Raw genomic sequence first — 22,000 nt, 5'->3', positions numbered from 1 at the left:
GCTTCTGCTGAATTTTGAGGTGAGGGTCTTACTGACCGGCGAATAGCGGGATAAATATTTTCTTCAATATAAAGAACATGCCCTAAAAATTAGAACATGCCCCCCTCATCCTGTACATTCAGTTTAATAATAACCGTTGTTCCCTTATCTTTTTCACTTTCAATTTTCCACTGTCCACCATGTATATGAACAATTTGTTTCACAATAGCAAGGCCTAAACCTGTTCCACCATGTTGACGACTTCTCGCTTTATCAACTCGGTAAAAGCGTTCCCCAAGATTCTCCAAATGCTCTATATCAATGCCAATTCCTGTATCTTTTATTTTTAATTCACAGTAATCATCGATTTGCTCTAAAGTTATAACGATATTTCCTTTTTGATTTGTATATCGTATCGCATTATCTAACACATTATGAAGCACTTGTTGCATACGATCCTCATCAATCATGACAATGACCTCTGGATTTAAATTGGTTGAAATATGAATTTCCTTTTCTATAAACTTAATCTCATACGTATCTAATACGTCTTCAATCAGCTGTGAAAAAACGATAGGTTGCTTCTTTAACGGAAAGTGCTCACCTTCTAATTGTGCTAAGTCTAACAAGTCATGAACGAGACGCTGCATACGACCTGCTTCTTTATGAATTAGCTGAGTTACTTTTTCCTGCTGAGCTCCCTTTGCAACACCATCTAAAATAGCCTCGCTATACCCTTTTATATAACTAAGTGGTGTTCTAAGTTCATGCGAAACATTTGCTAAAAATTCCTTACGCTTTACATCTTCTGTTTCTAATGAATTTGCCATTTTATTAAATGCTTTTCCTAATCGTCCAATTTCATCCTCTGAAGAAACTGTAATCCGCTCCGAAAAATCTCCCGTAGCCAAATGATTTGCAACCCGCTCCATTTGCGAAAGTGGCTTCGTAATTGCAATTATAATTTTTCTTCCAACCCATATCGTAATTAAAATCATAGCAATTGCTAGCGGTGCTAAAATAAGACCCATATCATAGATTAAATCTTTTATACTTTTTAAAGGAATATACGAATAGACAATTCCGACTAATTTTTTATTTTCCAATACAGGAATGACAACCCCCATAATATTACGGTCAAAATGTTCTTCATATCCTATTTTTGTCACAGTTTTCCCATCTAATAGCGTTTGCCTATCTCCTTCACTTATAAGAGAATGATGATGCACATCAAAAGGCAAACATGCGCTTAAATCACGCGGATTAGATACGAAAATAACGTCTGAACTAGATATTTGATCAAACGATCTTACTTTCTCTTCAAAAGTTGATATTCCTTCACGCTTATCATATTGAGCAGCAAGACTTTTCCCTTCCATTACTAACGAAGTTTTTAAATTATCAACGTATAACTTTTCATACGAGTATAAAGATACGAAATAAAGAAAGGACACTGTTACACATACTGCACATACTACTGTAAGCCAAAGTTTTTGTACCATCGTAAACATATGTTACACCTCAAATTTATAGCCTACACCCCAAACAGTTTGAATGTAGTTTCCACTTTCTCCAAGCTTCAAGCGCATCGTTTTCACGTGCGTATCTACTGTTCTTGTACTTCCGGCATAATCATATCCCCATACCTTTTCAAGTAATTGCTCCCGGCTAAATACTTGTCCTGTATGCTGACAAAGAAAATATAGTAAATCAAACTCTTTTACAGTAAGAGAAATCGACTCACCATTCGCCTCAATTCGTCTGCTTTTTTCATTGATAAGAATTGGTCCAAATTGAATCTCTTCTTGCTGTTCTTGCTTTGTATATCTTCTTAGTACAGCTTCCATACGGGCAACCAATTCACCAGGACTAAACGGTTTTACAATATAATCATCTGCTCCCATACGTAAGCCATTCACCCTATTCCACTCTTCACCTTTTGCGGTTAAAAATATAATCGGCACATCTGACGTTTTTCTAATTTCTTTACAAACTGAAAGTCCATCCATTTCTGGCATCATTATATCTAATACAACGAAATCATAATGATCCGTTTCTAGTTTTTTAAGAGCCTCTTTTCCGTTTTCAGCTTCTCCCCACTCATATCCAAAGTTATCCAAATACATTCCAACAAGCTGCCTCATATCACTTTCATCATCTACAACTAGCACTCTATATTTATTCATTGTCCTTCCCTTCCCTCTCTATGAGTTGAAACGGTCCTTTTCCGACTTTAATTGTTTGTTTTATTTTCATACTCTTCATATCCATGATGCACACTTCATCACTATCATAACTTGCTACATATCCTTCTGCTCCGCTTTTCAAAAATGCAAATGGATTTGAGCCTATTTCAACGGAAGCTACCTCTTTATACGTACTAATATCAAATTTTCTAAGCATATTCGAACCGTGGCTTAATGCATATACGTACTTATTATCTTTCGTTATGTTCACAGGCATAAATGGAGCGTGTAAAGAACGTACCATTTCACCGCTCTGTAAAGAATACACTAATACTTTCTCATTCACTTGATTTCCATCACCATGCCCGCCAATCCATATTTCTTTCCCATCAGGACTAATCGTCGCTCCTGTTGATGCTGGCGGAATCATAAAGGATTGAACAACTTCTTTTTTCTTCGTATCAATTGTCGTTAGTTTCGTATCATAAAAGTTTAGTACAGATAACCGATTCTGATACTCTACCATCGTTATAGGCCCTTTTCCTGTTGAAACATTTCCTGTCTCTTTCCCATTTATCGTAAAGAACCTTACCTTTTGAACATTTTGATCAGCAGCAAATAATTGTTTTTTATCTGCTGATACGACCACATTTACAATGCCCTTTCCAGTTTTATATTTTTCCACTTGCCTTCCTTCCGCTAGTGAATATACATACATATATTCTAATTGCTTACCGTATACAAGTATTTCATCGCCATTTGGAAGCAGTGTGATTCCGGCCATTGGCTCATTTAGTTCCCATGTCGTAATTAACTTTTTATCTTTTTTATCAATAAAACTAATACTGCCTTCTTTTATATTCGTAGTTATAATAACATTTTTATCTTTAGCAATTGGTGTATATGAACTTCCTTGACACCCTACTAATAGAAATAAAAAACAGAGAAGAAAAACATACTTTCTCAAAAGATTCCCTCCATCTTCAGATGATTTCGTTATAATTGTAAAATAACAAATAAATGTGTGGAAAGTGTGAAATTCCCCTTTCTTACTCAATTTACATATATAATGTACAACAAATAGAATTTGAGGTGTGTCAATTATGCTATTTCCTGATTTAGCGAATAAAATTGTACGAGAAGTACGCAGACTAATTACAGAAAATATAATTATCATTAATATAGAAGGCGTTATTATCGCAAGTACAGATACAGAAAGAATTGGCCAATTTCATGAAGGTGCACTCCGCTGCGCTAAACAAAAGAAAACCGTCATCATTACAAAAGAAGATGAAAGGCGATTGCAAGGTGTAAAGGCTGGGATGAATCTTCCTTTATTATTTCATGATGAAGTAATTGGTGTCATTGGGATTACCGGAGAACCTGAAAATATTTCACGCTACGGAGAAATATTGCGTAAGATGACCGAATTATTAATTCATGAAAACTACTTTTTAGAGCAATTAGAACTTGAGCACCGTTCTTATGAAGCTTTTGTCTTTGATTGGCTTCAAAATACAGAGTGGTCCCCGAGTTTTCTTGATCGTGCCAAAACACTTGGCATTGATTTATATAAGAAAAAACAACTTGTTTTGTTTTCTATTGGCAAAAATGACACAATGCTCCAGCGTAAAATATGGCAACATGTACGAAATATTTTAACAAAAGAGCATCTATTTGTTCGCTGGGGAAATGATCGTTTTATTTTATTTACAGCGATGAGCTCCAAAGAACAAACTTATCAGTTTTTAAAACGGTTAAAACAAGACTGCGAAGCTTTATTTTCTATTCCTTTATATATCGGGATTGGGCAAACAGTTACCCCAAACAATATGAACATATGTTACGAACAAGCATTACGTGCTCTTTCTGTATCATTGGAAACGAAAAAAATTGTATTTAATGAAGATTTACGTTTAGAAATGTGTTTACAAGATATTTCTGCCGAAACGCGTGAACAATTTCTAGAGCGTACCATCGAAAGCTTACTATCATCTCCTGAGCTTATGCACACTTTACGCTTATTTATCGATTATAACCAATCTTATAAACAGACAGCTAAACAATTACATATACACATTAACACCTTACATTATAGGCTAAAAAAGATTGAAGAACATACAGGACTTGATCCAAAACAATTCAAAGACTTAAACGTTTTATACTTCGCACTCCTCCTATTAGATAATCATACAAAAAAGAACGATAAAACAGATTAATCTTTAGATGATTATACATAGAAAGAATCCCTCGACTTTTTTATCATTATAATGAAAGCACTGTTACCACGTTGTTTATTATAACTAAACACGTTAACAGTTTGAGGGGGATTTCCAATGTTAGAAAAACAAATTATTCATTCATTCGTATCTATTGTTGGCGAAGATAATGTAGATACATCCAATATGGGGCGTTTAACTTATAGTTATGATGCCACTCCAAACTTCCAAGCAATGCCTGATGCAGTCATTGCTCCTCGTAATACAAATGAAGTAGCTGAAGTGTTAAAAGTATGTAACACTCACAAAATTCCTGTGTATGTACGCGGGTCTGGAACAAATCTTTGCGCAGGAACATGTCCACTTGAAGGCGGTATCGTCCTTATTTTCCGCCATATGAACAATATTTTAGAAATTGATGAAGAAAACTTAACAATTACTGTACAAGCTGGTGTCATTACACTTGATATTATTAAAGCGGTAGAAGAAAAAGGTTTATTTTATCCACCAGATCCAAGCTCGATGAAAATTTCTACAATCGGCGGTAATATTAATGAAAACTCAGGTGGATTACGCGGTTTGAAATATGGCGTAACACGTGATTATGTAATGGGGCTTGAACTTGTCTTACCAAATGGTGATATTATTCGCACTGGTGGTAAATTAGCAAAAGATGTAGCTGGTTACGATTTAACTCGTTTATTTATCGGTTCTGAAGGAACACTTGGCGTGGTAACAGAAGCCATATTAAAACTTGTTCCTATGCCTGAAACAAAGAAAACAATGCTTGCATTATATGAAGATATTAATGAAGCTGCACGTGCTGTTTCTTCTATTATTGCAAATAAAATCATTCCAGCAACACTGGAGTTTTTAGACCAACCGACAATTGAAGTAGTAGAAGAGTTTGCACAAATCGGTTTACCTACAGATGTAAAAGCAATTTTATTAATCGAACAAGACGGTCCGCCCGAAGTAGTCAATCGAGATATTGAAAAAATGGCTAACGTTTGTCACTCTATGAATGCGGTTGATGTTCGTGTTGCAAAAGATGAAACAGAAGCAGATGCGCTTCGTACCGCTCGTCGTAGTGCCCTATCAGCGCTTGCAAGATTAAAACCTACTACAATATTAGAAGATGCAACTGTACCACGTTCACAAATAGCTCCAATGGTTGAAGCTATTAATACCATTGCAAAAAAATATAATATTCCTATTTGTACGTTTGGACACGCTGGTGATGGTAACTTACATCCAACTTGTATGACAGACGCTCGTAATGCAGAAGAAATGCACCGAGCTGAACAAGCTTTTGCTGAAATATTTGCGAAAGCAATTGAACTTGGTGGCACAATTACTGGTGAACATGGTGTTGGTGCGATGAAAGCTCCATATTTAGAAATGAAATTAGGTAAGGAAGGTATTGCAGCTATGCAAGGAATAAAGCAAGCTTTCGATCCAAATAACATTATGAATCCTGGAAAAATGTTCGCGAAAGACACCCGAAAAAGAGTGGTGGTTGAGCGATGACCACATTAAATAAAGAAAATATTCAAAAAGAATTTAAAGAACGATTAAGTGAAGATGAATTACTAAACTGTATGCGATGCGGTTTTTGTTTACCTACTTGTCCTACCTACATTCAATCCGGATATAAAGAGTCACATTCACCGCGCGGACGTATCGCATTAATGAAAGCTGTCGTTGATGGTTTAATCGAACCAGATGAAGATGTTGAGAATACATTAAACGTTTGTCTTGGTTGCCGTGCTTGTGAGCCTGTTTGTCCATCTGGTGTAAATTATGGGCATTTATTAGAAGAAGCTCGTGATATTATTAATCAAAATAAAAAATTCTCGGTGCCAGTGAAAGCTGTTCGAAAAGTCGTTTTTGAAGGATTATTCCCCCATCAAAATCGAATGAGAACATTAACTGGACTAATCGGATTTTATCAACGTTCTGGTTTACAAACGCTAACACATAAAACAGGGATTATGAAGTTATTCCCCGAAACACTTGCAACGATGGATCTCGTTTTACCAAAAGTCCCTAAAATGAAAGCGATGAAAGATCGTCCTTCATTTTTACCTGCAGAAAGTACAAAGAAAAAACAAGTTGCATTCTTCACAGGCTGCTTAATGGATACGATGTTTTTAGAAACAAATAACGCAACGATGAAACTTCTTCAATTAGCTGGTTGTGATATCGTTATTCCGAAAACACAAAGTTGCTGCGGTGCATTGCATGGACATGCTGGTGAAAAGAGTGGAGCAAAAGAATTAGCAATGCGCAATATAAAAGCATTCGAAGACTTAAACATCGACTATATTATTACGAATGCAGGTGGTTGCGGAGCTTACCTCGTAGACTATGATTATCTTTTAAAGGATGATTCGGATTGGGCTGAACGTGCTAAGCAGTTTGTTTCTAAGATTAAAGATATTACTGCTATACTAGTAGAACTAGACTTCCATAAGCGAACTGACTTACGACTCACGCCGCAAGTTATTACGTATCAAGACTCTTGTCATTTACGCAATGTTATGCGCACATCTTCTGAACCTCGTATGTTACTAGAGGCTATCCAAGGTGCAACATATCGAGAAATGAAAGATGCCGATCGTTGCTGTGGCTCTGCTGGTATTTACAATATTGTTCATTCAGAGTTATCAATGGAATTTCTAGATTACAAAATGGACCGCGTGCATGAAACAGAAGCAGCAACCATTGTTACTGCAAATCCAGGTTGTTTATTACAAATGAAATTGGGTATTGAGCGAGAAGGGCTTTCTCATAAGATAAGAGGAATTCACATTGTGGATTTATTATTAGAAGCAATTGAAACTAACTCGTAATAACTCGTAACATACGTAATAATAGGAAAACGGCTATCTCCTTCGTCTATGTAAAGAGATAGCCGCTTTTTTGTCTGCTACAACATTAAAAATATGTTACTTTATTATAAAAAAGAACAACAGAAACATTACAGTTTTGTAAAAATCAATCCATTATATTCCTCAAAAAATCGCTCAAACCATTGATACAATAGGATTCTTCATTTTCTATTTAGGTAACTTTATCCAAAAACCCCCTCTTAAAACCAAGTATAAAAACACTATAAATTCCTTTTATACTCTATATTTCTCTTATTTTTGCTCCCTCCTTCTCTTAGGATAAATTAGGTAATTTTAAAGTCTATGAATTTTTTTCCATCTTTTTTCTCGCAAATTGTATGCTACGATGAATTTGTCAGTCAGACAGGCTGTCAAAAACAAATCGTGTGAAAACAAATTAAAACTTTATATAGGGGGACACACATCATGAAAAAACGTGTTTTATTATCTGTAGCTGCTGCAACAGCTCTTACTTTAGGAGTATCTTCTCTAGATGCACAAGCTGCAACAGTACAACCATCTAACGTAAAGGTTCAAAATATTCAGCATTCAAAAGTGATGATGAAACAAATGAGCCAACAAGAATTACAAGCATTCTTACAATCTATGGGAGTTGAATCATTAGCACAATGGCAACAAGGAAACTTCCAACCAAACTGCTTCATTCCTGGTCAACAACCTACTGAAAATGTTGTAACTGAGCAACCAACAGCTAAGCCAGAAACTCAAAAGCCAGTTGAACAAAAACCAGCCGAGCAAAAGCCTGCTGAAGAAGTTCAAAAACCAGAAGCTCAAAAGCCTGCTGAAAACAACAATACTCAAAAACCTGCTGAACAAAAACCTGCTGAGCAAAAGCCTGCTGAAGAAGCAAAATCTTTAAGTGAGTTCGAACAACGTGTTGTTGAATTAACAAACGCTGAGCGTGCAAAACAAGGCTTACCAGCACTAAAAATCGATACTGAATTAAGCAAAGTAGCACGTATTAAGTCTGAAGATATGCAAAAAAACAACTACTTTGATCATAACAGCCCTACATACGGATCTCCGTTTGATATGATGAAGAAATTTGGTATTTCTTATACATCTGCAGGTGAAAACATCGCTCAAGGCCAACGTACACCTGAAGAAGTAGTACAAGCTTGGATGAACAGCGCTGGACACCGTGCAAACATTTTAAATAACGGCTTCACTCACATCGGTGTTGGTTATGTAGAAAGCGGCAACTACTGGACACAACAATTTATTACGAAGTAAATAGATTAAAAGAGTCTTCTCATAATGAGAAGACTCTTTTTTAAGTTTCATAGCTTTCTATTATGTATGAATAGAAAATATATAACATAAACAACATAGATCCACAGCTTATTATACTAAGCAATACATAAAATCCCCACTCTAAGTTCAAAAACAATGAAAACAATATGCCCCATGCCATCACTTGAAAAATTCGTCTACTCACTAAACGAATTTTTTGTAATTTAATTGGATCTTTTTCTTTGCCTTTTATTTTCTTAAATTCTTTACTCAGCATAAAAAGAAACATACTAATCCCAATCGTTAATCCTGTTTGAAAGGATATCACCTTCCTAAAATTAATAAAGAGGATAAGCATATGAATAAACAACATAAATAACGTAATTTTCTTTATAAAGCCGCCTATAATACCATGCCCTCTTTCATTAAACTTAAATATATTATGTGAAATAATATACAAAAATCCATATGAAAAAATAATAAAACAGGGAATAAATGCTACAACAACTTGTTTACTCATAAACTCGTTTGGCTCACCATTTACATTCCAATGTACTGCCATACGATTTGGTAAATAGGGATAGAGAAATAGAGTAAGTAAAAGACAAGCGAAAAATATTCCAAGTACATACTTATATTTGATCAAGTGATTCTCACCTCTCTTTTCTCTTAACGGCTTCGCTTCTTTTAGAGAAATCCCTGCAAAAATCTACTTTTTTCAAGTTAAAACTTATACTTTATGCATTTTCTTTTTGAAATTCTTTTATTTTTTTATTTAACTTTGTAGGAAACGGCACATCAACTTCAATTGCTTCTTTCGTAATTGGATGCAAGAAATTTATCTTCATCGCATGCAATGCTTGACTGGACATATATTTTGTTTGTCCACCATATAATACATCCCCAACTAGTGGATTACCATTATGACTCATATGAACACGAATTTGATGTGTTCTACCCGTTTCTAATTGTAACGTTACGAAAGTCGTGTTTTGCTTCTTAAAATACTTTTCTACTTTATAATATGTGATAGCTTGGTCACCTTTTGGAGAAATACGACGCCTTGTAGCATGATGGCGATCCCTTCCGATAGCAGCATCAATCTTTCCTTGTTTCTTCTTTACTTTCCCTTCAACGAGCGCTGCGTACGTTCTTTTAATTTTTCTTTCCATTAATAGACGATCCATAATTGCACCAGCAATTCTATGCTTAGCAAACACGACACCACCTGTCGTATCTTTATCTAAACGATGAATATGACGCACCTTCGTCTCTAAACCTTGCATTTGAAAATGAAAAGCAACAAGATTTGCAAGCGTCCCGGTTCCACCTCTTTCAGCAGGGTGTGTGTCCATTTGCTCTGGTTTATTTACGATAAGTACGTGATCATCTTCGTATACTACATGTAATTCACCATATTCTGGATCTACACCGTACTCTTCCTCCGCAAACATATGGACTTGTAACTTATCGTTCTCTTTTAAAAGCTCATTCCATCTTCTTTGTTCCCCGTTAACCGTAACACCTTTTTCCATACGAAGCTGATGTAATAGCCTTTTCGGTATTTCCCATTCTACTTTTAATACCGATTCAATACTTATACCATTCCATTTAGCTGGAACGATAATTTCACACCATTCGCCCTTTTTCTTTGTTTCCATACTGTTTATCACCTTATTTCTATTGATTCTCTCATTGTAACGGAAAACACACTTTGATGCACTGTCAAAAATAGAGGACAGTCTTATAATAGACTGCCCCTCAAGCTCTAAGTCTTTTCATTTCTAATAATACTTCTTCAGCTTTTTGTTCATACGATAAATCTTTAAAGAAATCCGCCAACCTTTTATAATCATTGTAAGCATCTAATAAATCGTCCATCTTTTCTATTTTCATCACTTGTTGTTTTTGTTTCATTTTTACTGGATAGCGATAACCTGATACTTCTTGTATTTTGTAATACTCATCCTCTACTTGAACGACCTTTACAAGTTCTTCCTCTTCTGCATCCATCGTATACCCGTCAAATTCTCTAAGTAGTTCATAAATGATATGAGTCCATTCATCTTTTGGATAAAATCCTTTTTCTAACCGATAACCGACAATGCGATACATATGCCCATCGTTCTCGGCAAACTGTACTGTATCATTTAACTTAAACTTAAAATAACGAAACATTGCCTTCACCTACTTATTATGTAATGTTCTTATCACATACTATTTGCAAAATGTAGGCTTTGCTATTCATAAAAAATGCTCATCATATTGATGAGCATTTTTTACGATGCTTTTTCTCGTTTTTTTCGAAATGGTAACCACCAGTTCCAGTCTCCAAATAACTTCATTAAGCTTGGTACGAGCATAAGACGAATAATTGTTGCATCAAGAAATATTGCTAATGCAACGCCAAGACCCATCTGCTTTACTGGTAAAATATCAGTAAATGCGAATGCACCAGTTACAACAATCATTATTAAAGCAGCTGATGTAATGATTCTACTTGTTGAAACGAGCCCTTCTAACGTTGCTTGATCGTTATCTCCTGTTTCTTCATAGAGCTCATGAATACGTGAAATAAGAAATACTTCATAATCCATACTAAGCCCAAATACGAGGCCAAAAATGAAGATTGGTAAGACAAACAGAACCGGACTTGCTTCTAAACCGAAATGACCACCTTCAAATAACCAAACAACAATTCCAATGGTTGCACTTAAACTAAGTATATTCATAACAATTGCCTTAATTGGAATGAGTATAGATCGGAATGCAAATAATAATATAACAAAGGTCGATCCAAATATAACAGACATACCAATTACAACTTTATCTTTAATTTCATCTTCTAATTCTTGTTGAAACGTCGTCATTCCGCCTAGATAATACGTAACATCCGTTTCTTTATAGTTCTTTTTAAAGTCACGTACCCACTGTTTTGCAGTCTCTGTACGTGGTTTTGTTTTCAAAAAGATTTCTATCGTCGTCTTATTCTCTTGCGTGTATGCTTCAAATACAGGAGTTAGTTTCGCTGATTCTGGCGACTGCAATATTCCAACAACTTGATCTGCTTTCATTCCAGTTAACCCGTCGTATAAACTTCTTACTTCATGTACTTTCTTATCATCTTTTAACTTTCGAACGACTTCTTCTATCTTTTGTAGACTTTCTTTTTCTTTCATATCTTTTTTCGTCTCTACAACTAACGTAACATCAGCGTGTGTTTTGACAGTTTCATTAAATGCTTCTTCATACTTTTCATATGCAATCCTTGTATCACTCTTTTCGGGTAAAGCTTCAACACCAGGGAACTGCAAATTAGCTGTACGTAACGGTAATAAGCAAATAACAATAAATGTTGTAACAACAATAATCATTGCAATTGGATGTTTCATCACAAATTGTGCAAATTTACGCCATGCTTTTGCCGGCGTATGTGCTACTTGATTCTTTTTTAATATTCTTTTACCTATTAACGATAATAGTGCTGGAAGAAGTGTGAGTGAGAATAAAATGCTCATAATGACAACAATCATTCCGCTAATCGCGACAGATTGAATATAATCTATCTTAAAGAAAAACAAACCGGATAACCCAACAAATACGCATAATCCTGAAAATACAATCGCACGTCCTGCCGTTTGATATGTAATTGCTATCGCTTCTTTTACCGTTCGTTTAGCAACTTCCTCTCGAAAACGGTTCACAAATAATAGCGCAAAATCAATAGATAATGCAAGTCCAATCATCGGTGCAACGTTTAACACGAAAATAGATAGTTCTTTATCAACACCGATGAAATACAATATCCCCATCGTACTAATAACACTAAGCGCCCCATTCAAAATCGGTAAAATTGATGCCAAAAGACTACCAAACGAAAATAGTAATACAAGAAACGCAATTGGTAATCCAATCATTTCTGCTACTTTTAAATCATTTTGCGTTCTTTCATTAATCTCTTGATTAATTTTCGGAAATCCTGTAGGTGTTACTTTTAATGCTACATTACTTTCTTTCTCAATCTCATCAGCAAATTGTAATGTCTTTTCCATTCTTTCTTTATTTGTTTTCCCGGAAAATAAAATTGTCGCATAACCGATGTCATCTTGTAGCATTTCTTTATTTTGGATTGGGTGATGGAAAGATTCATAGCTCTCTTTCTCTTGAACATTCTTTACAATTTCATCTATTCGCTTTTTAAATTCCTCATGCGAAGCATCTTTATTTTTCTCAAAAACGAGCAGAAGCGTATCTTGAGACTTCTTAAAATCTTGATCTAAAATTTCTTTTGTTTTTTGATAGTCGCCTTCCGTTTGGAAACCGTCACCACCTAATACTCCCGGTAGCCTTGGAGCAAAAATCCCAAGTGCGATTGCGAGCAACAGTAACGCTACAATTACTGTATAACGAAACTGATACAAAAAGGCTCCTAACTTCCCCCACTTATCAACTTTATGTACGTTTGTCTTCACACATTTTCACCTACTTTAAATAATTCAATTGTCACTTATACTGTATCACATCTTGATATAAACAAAAAACGTCTGGAAAAACTATAATAATAGTTTTTCCAGACGTTTTTCTATCTCTCTTTATTAAGCCCTAATCTCTCAGTAAGTAAACGATGGTAGTAAATCGCGATAATTAACAAAATACCACCTACGCAGTAACCAGCTAAAATATCAGTTGGGTAATGTACATTTAAAATGACTCTACTTAATCCAATCGATAGAATTACTATACCCATCAAAATCGTTGTGACACATTTCCCAGCTACGCTTTTCAAATTAGCAGCAATGATATAAGTAAGAAATCCAAATGTCATAATCGATAGCATTGCATGTCCACTAGGAAAACTATATCCAAGTGCATCTAGCGCTTCATTTAATGACGGACGTTCTCTCTTTACAATCTCTTTTATCCCTTTATTCACAAGATGTGTTATTAAAATCCCCATTGGATATACAATCATCGCAGCATAATAACGCTTCTTCCAAAAAACAAGCAAACTTATAACGAGCGTAGTGACTATCCCAATTGCTGATCCCAATTTTGTAAAGTACGAGAAAAATATAAGAGAACTTTCCGTTTGTAGCCCTCTTACTAATCCACGGACAAATGTATCCATCACTGTAACGCCACCTGCATGTACGCGCCAAGCAACAATACCAAATACAGCAAATAACAAACCGATACACATTACCTCATACTGATGTAACTTCTTCTTCAAACGATTTCCTCCTACTATGAAAAAATGCGATTTCTACTTTAGAAACCGCATTTCCTTACTTATTTACCTTTTGTTTTTAGCTCTGTCCAGTAACGATCATAGTCTTTTAACTTATCGTCTACATCAACAAGCCATTCTGTACGATCTAACTCTTCTTTCGTTAAGAAAATCATGTGATTATCACGGTATTCTTTACTATGAAGAGGATGAGCTTTTTCATTTGGATTACTGTAACCAATTGACTCGTAGTTTTTCACACTTACTTTTTCATCTAGTAAGTAGTTCATAAATTTCTCAGCAAGCTCTTTATGTTTTGCACCTTTTGGAATTGCTAACGTATCAGCCCAAATTGTGCCGCCTTCTTTCGGTACAACATATTCTACATCTTTATTATCTTTTGCGATAAATGCTGCATCTCCAGACCAAACTGTTCCGATCCAAGCATCTTCTGTAATGAATTTTTGTTTAATGTTATCTGTATCAAATGCTAATAAGTTTGGAAGCAGCTTCTTTAAATCATCTGCTGCTGTCTTTAATTGTGCATCGTCTTTCGTACTGTTTGAGAACCCGTGCTTCTTAAGACCCACTCCTAATACTTCACGAGAATCGTTCAGTAACGTTACATGTCCTTTATATTTCTCATTCCATAAGTCCGCCCAGCTTGTAGGTGCTTCTTTCACATACTTTTTATTGTATGCAATCCCTGTTACACCCCAAGTGTACACTAAAGAATATTTATTCTCTGGATCAAACGCAGGTGTTTTGAAATTAGAAACCATATTTTCGATATTCGGGATATTCTTTTTATCTAACGGCGCTAATAAGTCCATTTTCGCCATTGTTTTAACCATGTAATCAGACGGCTGGATTAAGTCATACTTTGCGCCACCAGCTTGTAATTTCGCAAGCATTTCTTCATTACTTGCGTACTTGTCATAGTTAATTTTCACATTATATTTCTTTTCAAAATCTTTTAGCACTTGCTCATCAAAATTGTCAGCCCAGCTATAAATATTTAATTCTTCTTTCTTTTCACCACAACCAGCAAGCACACCAGCAACAAGGCTAAAGCCAATTGCTGCGCCAGCTATTCTTTTCATTAATTTCATCGGTTTATTACCCCCTTGTACTTTCTATATCGTTCGTATTATAAAGGAAGGTGTCCTCCAGAGTTTTCTTCACCATCTGCACCTTTGTTCCGGAAGATTTCAGATAGAACCATTAATCCTACGATAGCAACAATTAAAATTGTAGAAAGAGCATTAATTTCTGGTGATACTCCGCGCTTAACCATACTGTAAATGTATAGTGGCAATGTTGTTGATCCTGGTCCTGATACGAAGAAACTAATTACAAAATCATCAATTGATAATGTGAATGTTAATAATGCTGCCGAAATAACTCCCGGTGCAATTGCTGGGAACGTTACATAACGAAACGTTTGCCAAGGCGTTGCTCCTAGATCATTTGCAGCTTCTTCTAAGTCACGTCCCATACTTGAAAGACGCGCAGCTAAAATAACAACAACAAACGAAATACTAAATGTAATATGTGCAATAATAATCGTTGTTTGTCCAAGTTCCATTCCTAACTGACTGAAAAGAATTAGTAAAGATAATCCCATTAAAATATCAGGAATTAAAATTGGTAAATATACAAGGCCATTAATAGCCCCTTCGAAACGATATTTATAACGATGTAAAGCAATTGCAAAGAATACACCAAGTACCGTTGTCACAATCGTTGTTATAACTGCAATCGTAATACTATTTACAAATGCATCAATAACATCTTGTTTTTGAAATAAATCTGTATACCAATGGAATGTAAAACCTTCCCACTCCGCATTAATGCGAGAGTCGTTGAAAGAATAGACCATTAAAACCATCATTGGAAAATACAAGAATAACAAAATTAACCAAGAATAAGAAACTAAAAACTTCTTCATCTTTGCCTATTCCCCTCCGTTCTCATTATATTTATATACTTTCGTTGCACGATAATATAAGTAAATTAACAGAACAGAGAATAGAACAACGATAATCGATAACGCAGATCCAAACGGCCAGTCACGTGCACCTAAGAATTGATTTTGAATAACGTTTCCGATTAATGCTACTTTCGATCCGCCCATCACGTCTGATACAACAAACATTCCGATAGAAGAAACGAATACTAAAATAGAACCAGTCGCAATTCCTGACATCGTCATCGGCACTGTTATATTCCAAAATGCCTTTATTGGTGTTGCTCCTAAATCATAAGCCGCTTCTAGCTTACGCTTATCCAGCTGCTCAATTGCTGCATACACTGGTAAAATCATAAATGGTAATAAAGAATAGACCATTCCGAGTATTACAGAAGGAGTATTATATAATAAATTTAACGGTTCACTAATAATGCCAAGCTTTAATAACAACGTATTCACAAGACCTTGTGAACGTAAAATAACAATCCATGCGTATGAACGAACAAGAAAGTTAATCCAAAACGGGATCGTTGCCAATAATAAAAGAATAGAGCGGTATTTGCGGTCAACAATTGTAATTGTATACGCAAACGGATAACCAATTAATAAACATATTACTGTTGTAATAACTGCAATTTTAACAGTTTCCCATAACGTTCCTAAGTATAATGGATCAAACACACGGGATATATTCTCCAGCGTAAATTGCATTTCTACTGTCCCGTAAGCTCCGCGCTGCATGAAGGCGAATCCTAATACGAATACGAGCGGGATTAGGAAGAAAATTAACAGCCACGCGACTGTAGGTAGTGCGAGTAATTTCCCTTTTTTCAATTTAAGGTCACCTCGTCCTCTTGCTCCCAGCCTACATATACATTATCTCCAATGCTCCACTGTACTGCCTCTTCAGCAGTTTGATATGCCATTAGTAATTCTGATGTTTTCTCATCACGTACATAAAGCTTCTCCATATTTCCGACAAACTCGATATCTTCAATATGTCCAAGATGGTATTCTTTTAAAATTGACTCTTCAACCGAACGTACTTTTACATTTTCAGGGCGAATTGCTACATAGCCTTCCCCGTTTTTCACAATATTATTTTCACCGATGAATGTCGCAACGAACAATGTTTTCGGCTTATTGTAAATTTCTTTCGGTGTTCCGATTTGTTCGATATGTCCTTTATTCATAACTACAATACGATCGCTCATGCTCATTGCTTCTTCTTGATCGTGCGTTACGTATATGAACGTAATTCCTAAATTACGTTGTAAGTTTTTCAATTCACGTTGCAAGTCTTTTCGTAACTTAAAGTCAAGCGCTCCAAGTGGCTCATCTAATAGTAATACACGCGGATTATTTACAATCGCTCTTGCAATTGCAACACGCTGCTGTTGTCCACCAGAAAGCTTCGCAGGTTTACGATTACGGAACTCAAGTAACTGCGTTAAACGCATTGCCTCTTCAGCACGCTCTTTCTGCTCTGCTGCTGATACTTTCTGCATTTTCATACCAAAACAAATATTCTTCTCTACTGTCATATGTGGGAATAGTGCGTAATGTTGGAACACTAGGTTCATATGACGCTTATATGGCGGCAAATCGTTAATTCTTTCATCATCTAATAAAAGATTCCCTTTAGTTGGAGTTTCAAATCCTGCGATCATACGAAGTAACGTCGTTTTCCCGCAGCCACTCGGCCCTAAAATTGTTAAAAACTCTCCCTCTTTAATATCTAAAGAAAGAGGTGGGATAATCACTTGATTTCCAAAATGTTTTTCAACTGCTTCAACTTTAATAATCTTTTTCATTTTCCCGTCCTATCTACCTTAAATTTTAAATTTTTATATTCATGAATAAATATTTATGTTCTATAGACTATTTTTTGTTTCGATCCAAACAAAAATGGTTATTTAGCAAGCGTTCGTTTCTATTCTTTATGTAGTATGTTTGATTCATTTTCGCCTGATACATAACGTCGAACAGAAAAACCCCTTCCATTGCGAAGGGGCTATTATCATACGGCTACGCCTACTGATAAACACCATCATCATTTTAACAACTTTCGTATGAATTTTAAAGCACTTTTTGTAGAAGAGTAACGAATTTTCATGTCGAATGCTGTAGATTGGGCTAAAATGCTTTTATAATGTGAAAAAGTCCGAAAACTTTCTTTCCCATGATAACCCCCTAATCCACTACTTCCAACACCCCCAAAAGGTAAATATGGCGTAGCAAGGTGATAGACAACATCATTAATACAGCCTCCACCATATGAAATATTACTCGTCACTTTCTTTTGTACTTCTTTATCTTCAGAAAATACATATAACGCTAACGGCTTCGGATGTTGCTGGATTGTGCCAATTACATTTTCTATATTGTCGTACTCTATGATTGGTAAAATCGGACCAAAAATTTCATCTTCCATAACAGCATCTTGCCATGTAATATCCGCTAGTACTGTCGGTTCAATATGTAAAGTATCTTTCTCATAGTTTCCACCAATTACGACTTGACCATCTTGTAAGAATCCACATAATCGTTCAAAATGACGCTCACTTACAATACGCACGTAATTTTCATTTTGTAAAGGTTCTTTACTATACTGCTCTGTAATTTCATGTCGCAGTGCCTCAATTAGCTTTTCTTTCACGGAAGAATGCACGTACATATAATCAGGCGCTACACACGTCTGCCCTGCATTTAAAAACTTACCCCAAACAATTCTTCTTGCTGTCATCTCTATCTTTGCATCTTTATGTACAATACAAGGACTTTTCCCGCCAAGTTCTAAAGTGAGCGGCGTCAACTGTTTCGCTGCTGCTTCCATTACAACTTTTCCAACGCCAACACTACCAGTAAAGAAAATATAATCAAACGGTTCCTTCAGCAAAGATGTACTCTCTTCAACGCCACCTTCTACTACCGCTACAAGCTCTTCTGGGAATAATTCATCTAACATTCTCTTAAGCACTTTTGAAACGCTTGGCGTTAACTCTGACGGCTTTAAAACGATTGTATTTCCAGCTGCCAGTGCTCCTACAAGTGGTGCAATTGCTAATTGAAAAGGATAGTTCCACGGTGCAATAATAAGCGTCACACCATACGGTTCTGGCACTACTTTTCCTTTTGATCCAAAATGAGTAAGTGCTGTTCGAACTCGTTTCGGTTTACTCCACGATGACATATGTTTCAATTGAAAGGAAATTTCTTTTAATACATATCCAACTTCCGTTGTAAACGACTCGTGAACTGACTTATTTAAATCTAATTTCAATGCCTGAAATATTTCTTCTTCAAAACGCTGAATGCCTTCATAAAGCTTCTTCAAATTATTCTTTCTCATTTCGATGCTTCTCGTATGCCCTTTTAAAAAATATTCCTTTTGCCTACTTACAATAGAGGAAATACTCATTCACTCACCTTCTCCCACTATTTTTATCCAATTCTTTCATTATTTATATAAACTTCATATATAACAAATTTCTATTCTTAAGGTTACATTATATATGACTTTTTCAGCTATATAAAATTCATTGCTCACAAAAAAACTACCGAAAGAAAATCTCTCGGTAGTTTTACAGTATTAACGATATAAACGAACAGCACCTGCAGAATTATCATCAGCTTGTCCTACTACTTCAAATTTCAAACCAAGCTTCGGTAAAATACGTCCTGCATCTGGAATCTGTTGATTAATATACGTTTTAGAATCATCAAACTTCGGTACGCCTGCTAAGCCATCATACGTAAATGTTCCACGCGTTGGAGATACGACTTTCCAAGCTGGCGTTTTGTCGAATGAGAACGCTGCATCAGCGATTTGGAATCGTGTACTACTCTTAACTGTCGGTTTACCATTTAAAGTACCAACAATTGCTTCTGGATGAGAATCAACTACACCAAGGAAACCGTGTCCTGGATGCACACCAACCCAGTTATCTGTATAAGCTGAATCTGCATACCATACAACCATACCAGTGTTAAATACTGGACCGCGAGCAAATTTCAACGCGTTATCTGCCCCAGCATAGTTTCTCCACTCAACATAGTAGTTATGTTTTTTCTTCTCTGTTCCGTTAGATACAACGAAGCCATCTAATTTTAATTGTGGTGTACCTTCTGCGTCATCAGAGAATACTACTTTACCATCTACTGTTAATGAAGCATTATCAAGAGCGAATCCATTTAATGCTAAACCACCATCAGTAATGTAATCAAATGTTAATTTTACTTTCTTGCCTTTGAATTGACTTAAATCATATGATTTGTCAATCCATTTTCCATTTGTCGAATCTGCATTTCCACTATTTGCTTTCTCACCAAGTCTTTCAATTAACGTTTGTTTACCATCTTCTGTTACAGCGTGTACTTCAAGGAAATCATAACCTGCTTCAATCTCATATAATGACTTGAAATCAAATTTTGCATTCGTTGCATTTGTTAAATCGAACAACGGTGTTTCCATCTTCGTATGAAGATCGTCACCTTTTGTGCTGTAATAATATTGTTTACCAAATGCTGGCTCAATTGTTTTAACATCTTTATCTGGTAAGTTAACACGGATCATACCTGGTCTTGCTGATTTCGTAACACTTTGATCCAAATATGTCGCTAGACCGATACCTTTATTTAATTTCTCGTAATCTACTTCTACGATATTTGCCCAGTTACCACCGATTGTTTTTTGGAAAAACTCTTTATTTTGTGGTGAGAAACTCGTTGGCGTCGTTCCAGCGATTTTACCAGCCCAGCTTCCGCCACTCATAATAGACCAAGCTTCAATCGGCTCACCTTGACCACTATATTGTGTATCATACTCATCTGGAAGACCTAAATCGTGACCATATTCATGTGCGAATACACCAACTGCTCCATCTTCTGGTTCAATTGTGTAGTCGAATGCTGCCATCTTTCCACCCCAATATGGTACTTTCGCTTGTGTACCTTCAATTGGGAATGGCTTTGGTCCAACTGTCCAACGGTGCGACCAAATTGCATCATCGCCTAATTTACCACCGCCTGCTTCTTGTCCAACACCCGCATGAATAATCATTAAGTGATCGATTAAACCGTCTGGTTGATTTTTATTTCCATCACCATTTACATCGTATTGATCAAATTGGTCGAACTCTGATAAATCAATACCACTATCTACAGCTGCTTTTAATGCATCTTTTACTAAATCACGTGGCCCTTTTGGTCCTTTATTATCATGGCCGCCGCTAGCAGCATCTGCACCGTAATCAGCCGCCTTACCAGGAACTGTTAACCATTTTGTAACTGTTCCGTCCACTGTGTAACTACCACCAGATTGCTCTTCGTAATATTGTTTAAACGTTTCAATTTTACTTCCATCATCTAATGTGAATGGCTCGTTGCCGAATAACATTTTTTCATAATGTTCTTTATTAAAATCGTTAGAATACATATATCCAGGCTCTTTGTCGATATTATTATGTTTAAAGTCAGCGTACTCTACAAGTAAAACGAGTACTTTGTCTTTACGAACTTCACCGTTATAGTCTTTTTGTTTCGCTGGAGAAGTTGGTACTTTACCATTTAGACCGCCTTTAACTGGGCCTGTCGCTGCAGGTGTGCCTGTTGCTGGTTGATTTAATTTTTCTTTCGTGTCTGCTTTCGCATCTTTCACTTTCTTTAAAAAGTCGGATGCATCTTTCGTAAGTTGGTCCCCATTCGCTGCTTCTTTCCCAGGATTTTCACCCTTTTTGTTCTCTACATACTTTTCGACTGCTTTCTTTGTTTCTGTCTCTGAAGCCTTCGAATCAATTACCCCACGTTTTTTTAATGCATCTGCTAAACGTTCTTCCGGAATTAAATGATCATCCACTGGGCTCGTAGCTGTTTTATTCACAGGCGTTTCAGCATATGCAGATTGAGTGCCAGCTCCGAATGAAAGGCCTAATACAGCTGTCAATGCGATTGATGACAAAACTTTGAACGGTTTCTTGTTCATCCCTTATTTCCTCCCCTAATAAATAATATGTATTACAAATTAAATTTTATTAAAAATTCAATATTTTTTCAATATTTAGTCATATTATGTAATGTTTTTAATATATTTGTAAAAATTTCATAGTTAGCATACGAATATATCACAATTCAACAATGTTTTCTGAAAATATTGAAAGTTTTTATCGAACAATTTATAATTTCCATAGAGGGAGTTTAATGGGGATTTTATCTTTGTTTCATCTACACAATATTTGATAATTCACTATATAAAACACAAAATCGGATTT

Annotated in this window: 18 protein-coding genes; 4 read left to right on the top strand and 14 right to left on the bottom strand. The window is 35.8% G+C overall.

Annotation, left to right across the window (positions count from 1 at the left end):
- Positions 1–89 precede the first annotated feature (89 nt).
- The 3 genes from BHV55_RS06945 to BHV55_RS06935 are packed head-to-tail and all read right to left on the bottom strand — an operon-like array spanning position 90 to position 3,132.
- On the bottom strand, positions 90–1,490 hold the full coding sequence (locus BHV55_RS06945) for a sensor histidine kinase (RefSeq protein ID WP_000494818.1): 1,401 nt from the start codon (positions 1,488–1,490) through the stop codon (positions 90–92).
- Positions 1,491–1,493: 3 nt separating this feature from the next.
- Positions 1,494–2,165, bottom strand: a complete 672-nt coding sequence (locus BHV55_RS06940) for a response regulator transcription factor (RefSeq protein ID WP_001046400.1) — start codon at positions 2,163–2,165, stop codon at positions 1,494–1,496.
- A complete protein-coding gene (locus tag BHV55_RS06935) occupies positions 2,158–3,132 on the bottom strand; it encodes a YncE family protein (protein WP_070757170.1) in 975 nt (324 codons plus the stop codon). The genes BHV55_RS06940 and BHV55_RS06935 overlap by 8 nt, the downstream gene beginning before the upstream one ends.
- Before the next feature lie 127 nt (positions 3,133–3,259).
- Between BHV55_RS06935 and BHV55_RS06930 the strand changes: the two genes are divergently transcribed.
- From BHV55_RS06930 to BHV55_RS06915, 4 genes are all read left to right on the top strand, one after another.
- Positions 3,260–4,384, top strand: coding sequence for a CdaR family transcriptional regulator (locus tag BHV55_RS06930; RefSeq protein ID WP_001999325.1), 1,125 nt, complete (start codon positions 3,260–3,262; stop codon positions 4,382–4,384).
- A gap of 117 nt (positions 4,385–4,501) precedes the next feature.
- Positions 4,502–5,914 carry a glycolate oxidase subunit GlcD gene (gene glcD / locus BHV55_RS06925; protein WP_000890754.1) on the top strand — a complete coding sequence of 471 codons (1,413 nt, stop codon included), beginning with the start codon at positions 4,502–4,504 and terminating at the stop codon, positions 5,912–5,914.
- The gene (locus BHV55_RS06920; protein ID WP_070757171.1) at positions 5,911–7,239 is read left to right on the top strand and encodes a (Fe-S)-binding protein; all 1,329 of its coding nucleotides are present in this window, start codon (positions 5,911–5,913) and stop codon (positions 7,237–7,239) included. The genes glcD and BHV55_RS06920 overlap by 4 nt, the downstream gene beginning before the upstream one ends.
- 465 nt (positions 7,240–7,704) lie before the next feature.
- Complete coding sequence (locus BHV55_RS06915) at positions 7,705–8,532, top strand: CAP domain-containing protein (protein WP_000747596.1); 828 nt, start codon at positions 7,705–7,707, stop codon at positions 8,530–8,532.
- Between the two features lie 40 nt (positions 8,533–8,572).
- On the opposite strand, the gene BHV55_RS06910 is transcribed toward BHV55_RS06915, so the two are convergent.
- The 11 genes from BHV55_RS06910 to inhA1 all read right to left on the bottom strand — a co-directional run bounded on the left by BHV55_RS06910 (position 8,573) and on the right by inhA1 (position 21,714).
- The gene (locus BHV55_RS06910) at positions 8,573–9,178 is read right to left on the bottom strand and encodes a DUF1648 domain-containing protein (RefSeq protein WP_000598997.1); all 606 of its coding nucleotides are present in this window, start codon (positions 9,176–9,178) and stop codon (positions 8,573–8,575) included.
- A gap of 91 nt (positions 9,179–9,269) precedes the next feature.
- Positions 9,270–10,193 carry an RluA family pseudouridine synthase gene (locus tag BHV55_RS06905; RefSeq protein ID WP_070757172.1) on the bottom strand — a complete coding sequence of 308 codons (924 nt, stop codon included), beginning with the start codon at positions 10,191–10,193 and terminating at the stop codon, positions 9,270–9,272.
- A 100-nt stretch (positions 10,194–10,293) separates the two neighbouring features.
- Positions 10,294–10,710 (bottom strand): hypothetical protein, encoded by a 417-nt coding sequence (locus BHV55_RS06900; RefSeq protein WP_000490301.1) that lies wholly within the window; start codon positions 10,708–10,710, stop codon positions 10,294–10,296.
- A 101-nt stretch (positions 10,711–10,811) separates the two neighbouring features.
- Positions 10,812–13,004 (bottom strand): MMPL family transporter, encoded by a 2,193-nt coding sequence (locus tag BHV55_RS06895; protein ID WP_000856423.1) that lies wholly within the window; start codon positions 13,002–13,004, stop codon positions 10,812–10,814.
- Between the two features lie 110 nt (positions 13,005–13,114).
- Positions 13,115–13,762 carry a phosphatase PAP2 family protein gene (locus tag BHV55_RS06890; RefSeq protein ID WP_070757173.1) on the bottom strand — a complete coding sequence of 216 codons (648 nt, stop codon included), beginning with the start codon at positions 13,760–13,762 and terminating at the stop codon, positions 13,115–13,117.
- Between the two features lie 59 nt (positions 13,763–13,821).
- Positions 13,822–14,871: a spermidine/putrescine ABC transporter substrate-binding protein PotD gene (gene potD, locus BHV55_RS06885; RefSeq protein ID WP_048568807.1), complete on the bottom strand. Its 1,050-nt coding sequence runs from the start codon at positions 14,869–14,871 to the stop codon at positions 13,822–13,824.
- A gap of 38 nt (positions 14,872–14,909) precedes the next feature.
- Positions 14,910–15,710 carry a spermidine/putrescine ABC transporter permease PotC gene (gene potC, locus BHV55_RS06880; RefSeq protein ID WP_000714192.1) on the bottom strand — a complete coding sequence of 267 codons (801 nt, stop codon included), beginning with the start codon at positions 15,708–15,710 and terminating at the stop codon, positions 14,910–14,912.
- Between the two features lie 6 nt (positions 15,711–15,716).
- Entirely contained in the window at positions 15,717–16,565 is an 849-nt protein-coding gene (gene potB, locus BHV55_RS06875) for a spermidine/putrescine ABC transporter permease PotB (RefSeq protein ID WP_000715500.1), read from the bottom strand.
- Positions 16,562–17,545 (bottom strand): spermidine/putrescine ABC transporter ATP-binding protein PotA, encoded by a 984-nt coding sequence (gene potA / locus BHV55_RS06870; protein ID WP_070757174.1) that lies wholly within the window; start codon positions 17,543–17,545, stop codon positions 16,562–16,564. The genes potB and potA overlap by 4 nt, the downstream gene beginning before the upstream one ends.
- A 239-nt stretch (positions 17,546–17,784) precedes the next feature.
- Complete coding sequence (locus tag BHV55_RS06865; protein ID WP_000028382.1) at positions 17,785–19,152, bottom strand: aldehyde dehydrogenase; 1,368 nt, start codon at positions 19,150–19,152, stop codon at positions 17,785–17,787.
- Positions 19,153–19,323: 171 nt separating this feature from the next.
- Positions 19,324–21,714 carry a M6 family metalloprotease immune inhibitor InhA1 gene (gene inhA1 / locus BHV55_RS06860; protein ID WP_001035943.1) on the bottom strand — a complete coding sequence of 797 codons (2,391 nt, stop codon included), beginning with the start codon at positions 21,712–21,714 and terminating at the stop codon, positions 19,324–19,326.
- Positions 21,715–22,000 lie beyond the last annotated feature (286 nt).

The organism is Bacillus sp. RZ2MS9 (assembly GCF_001816185.2).
Lineage (GTDB): Bacteria > Bacillota > Bacilli > Bacillales > Bacillaceae_G > Bacillus_A > Bacillus_A cereus.
This window is presented reverse-complemented; position numbering and strand designations above follow the sequence as displayed.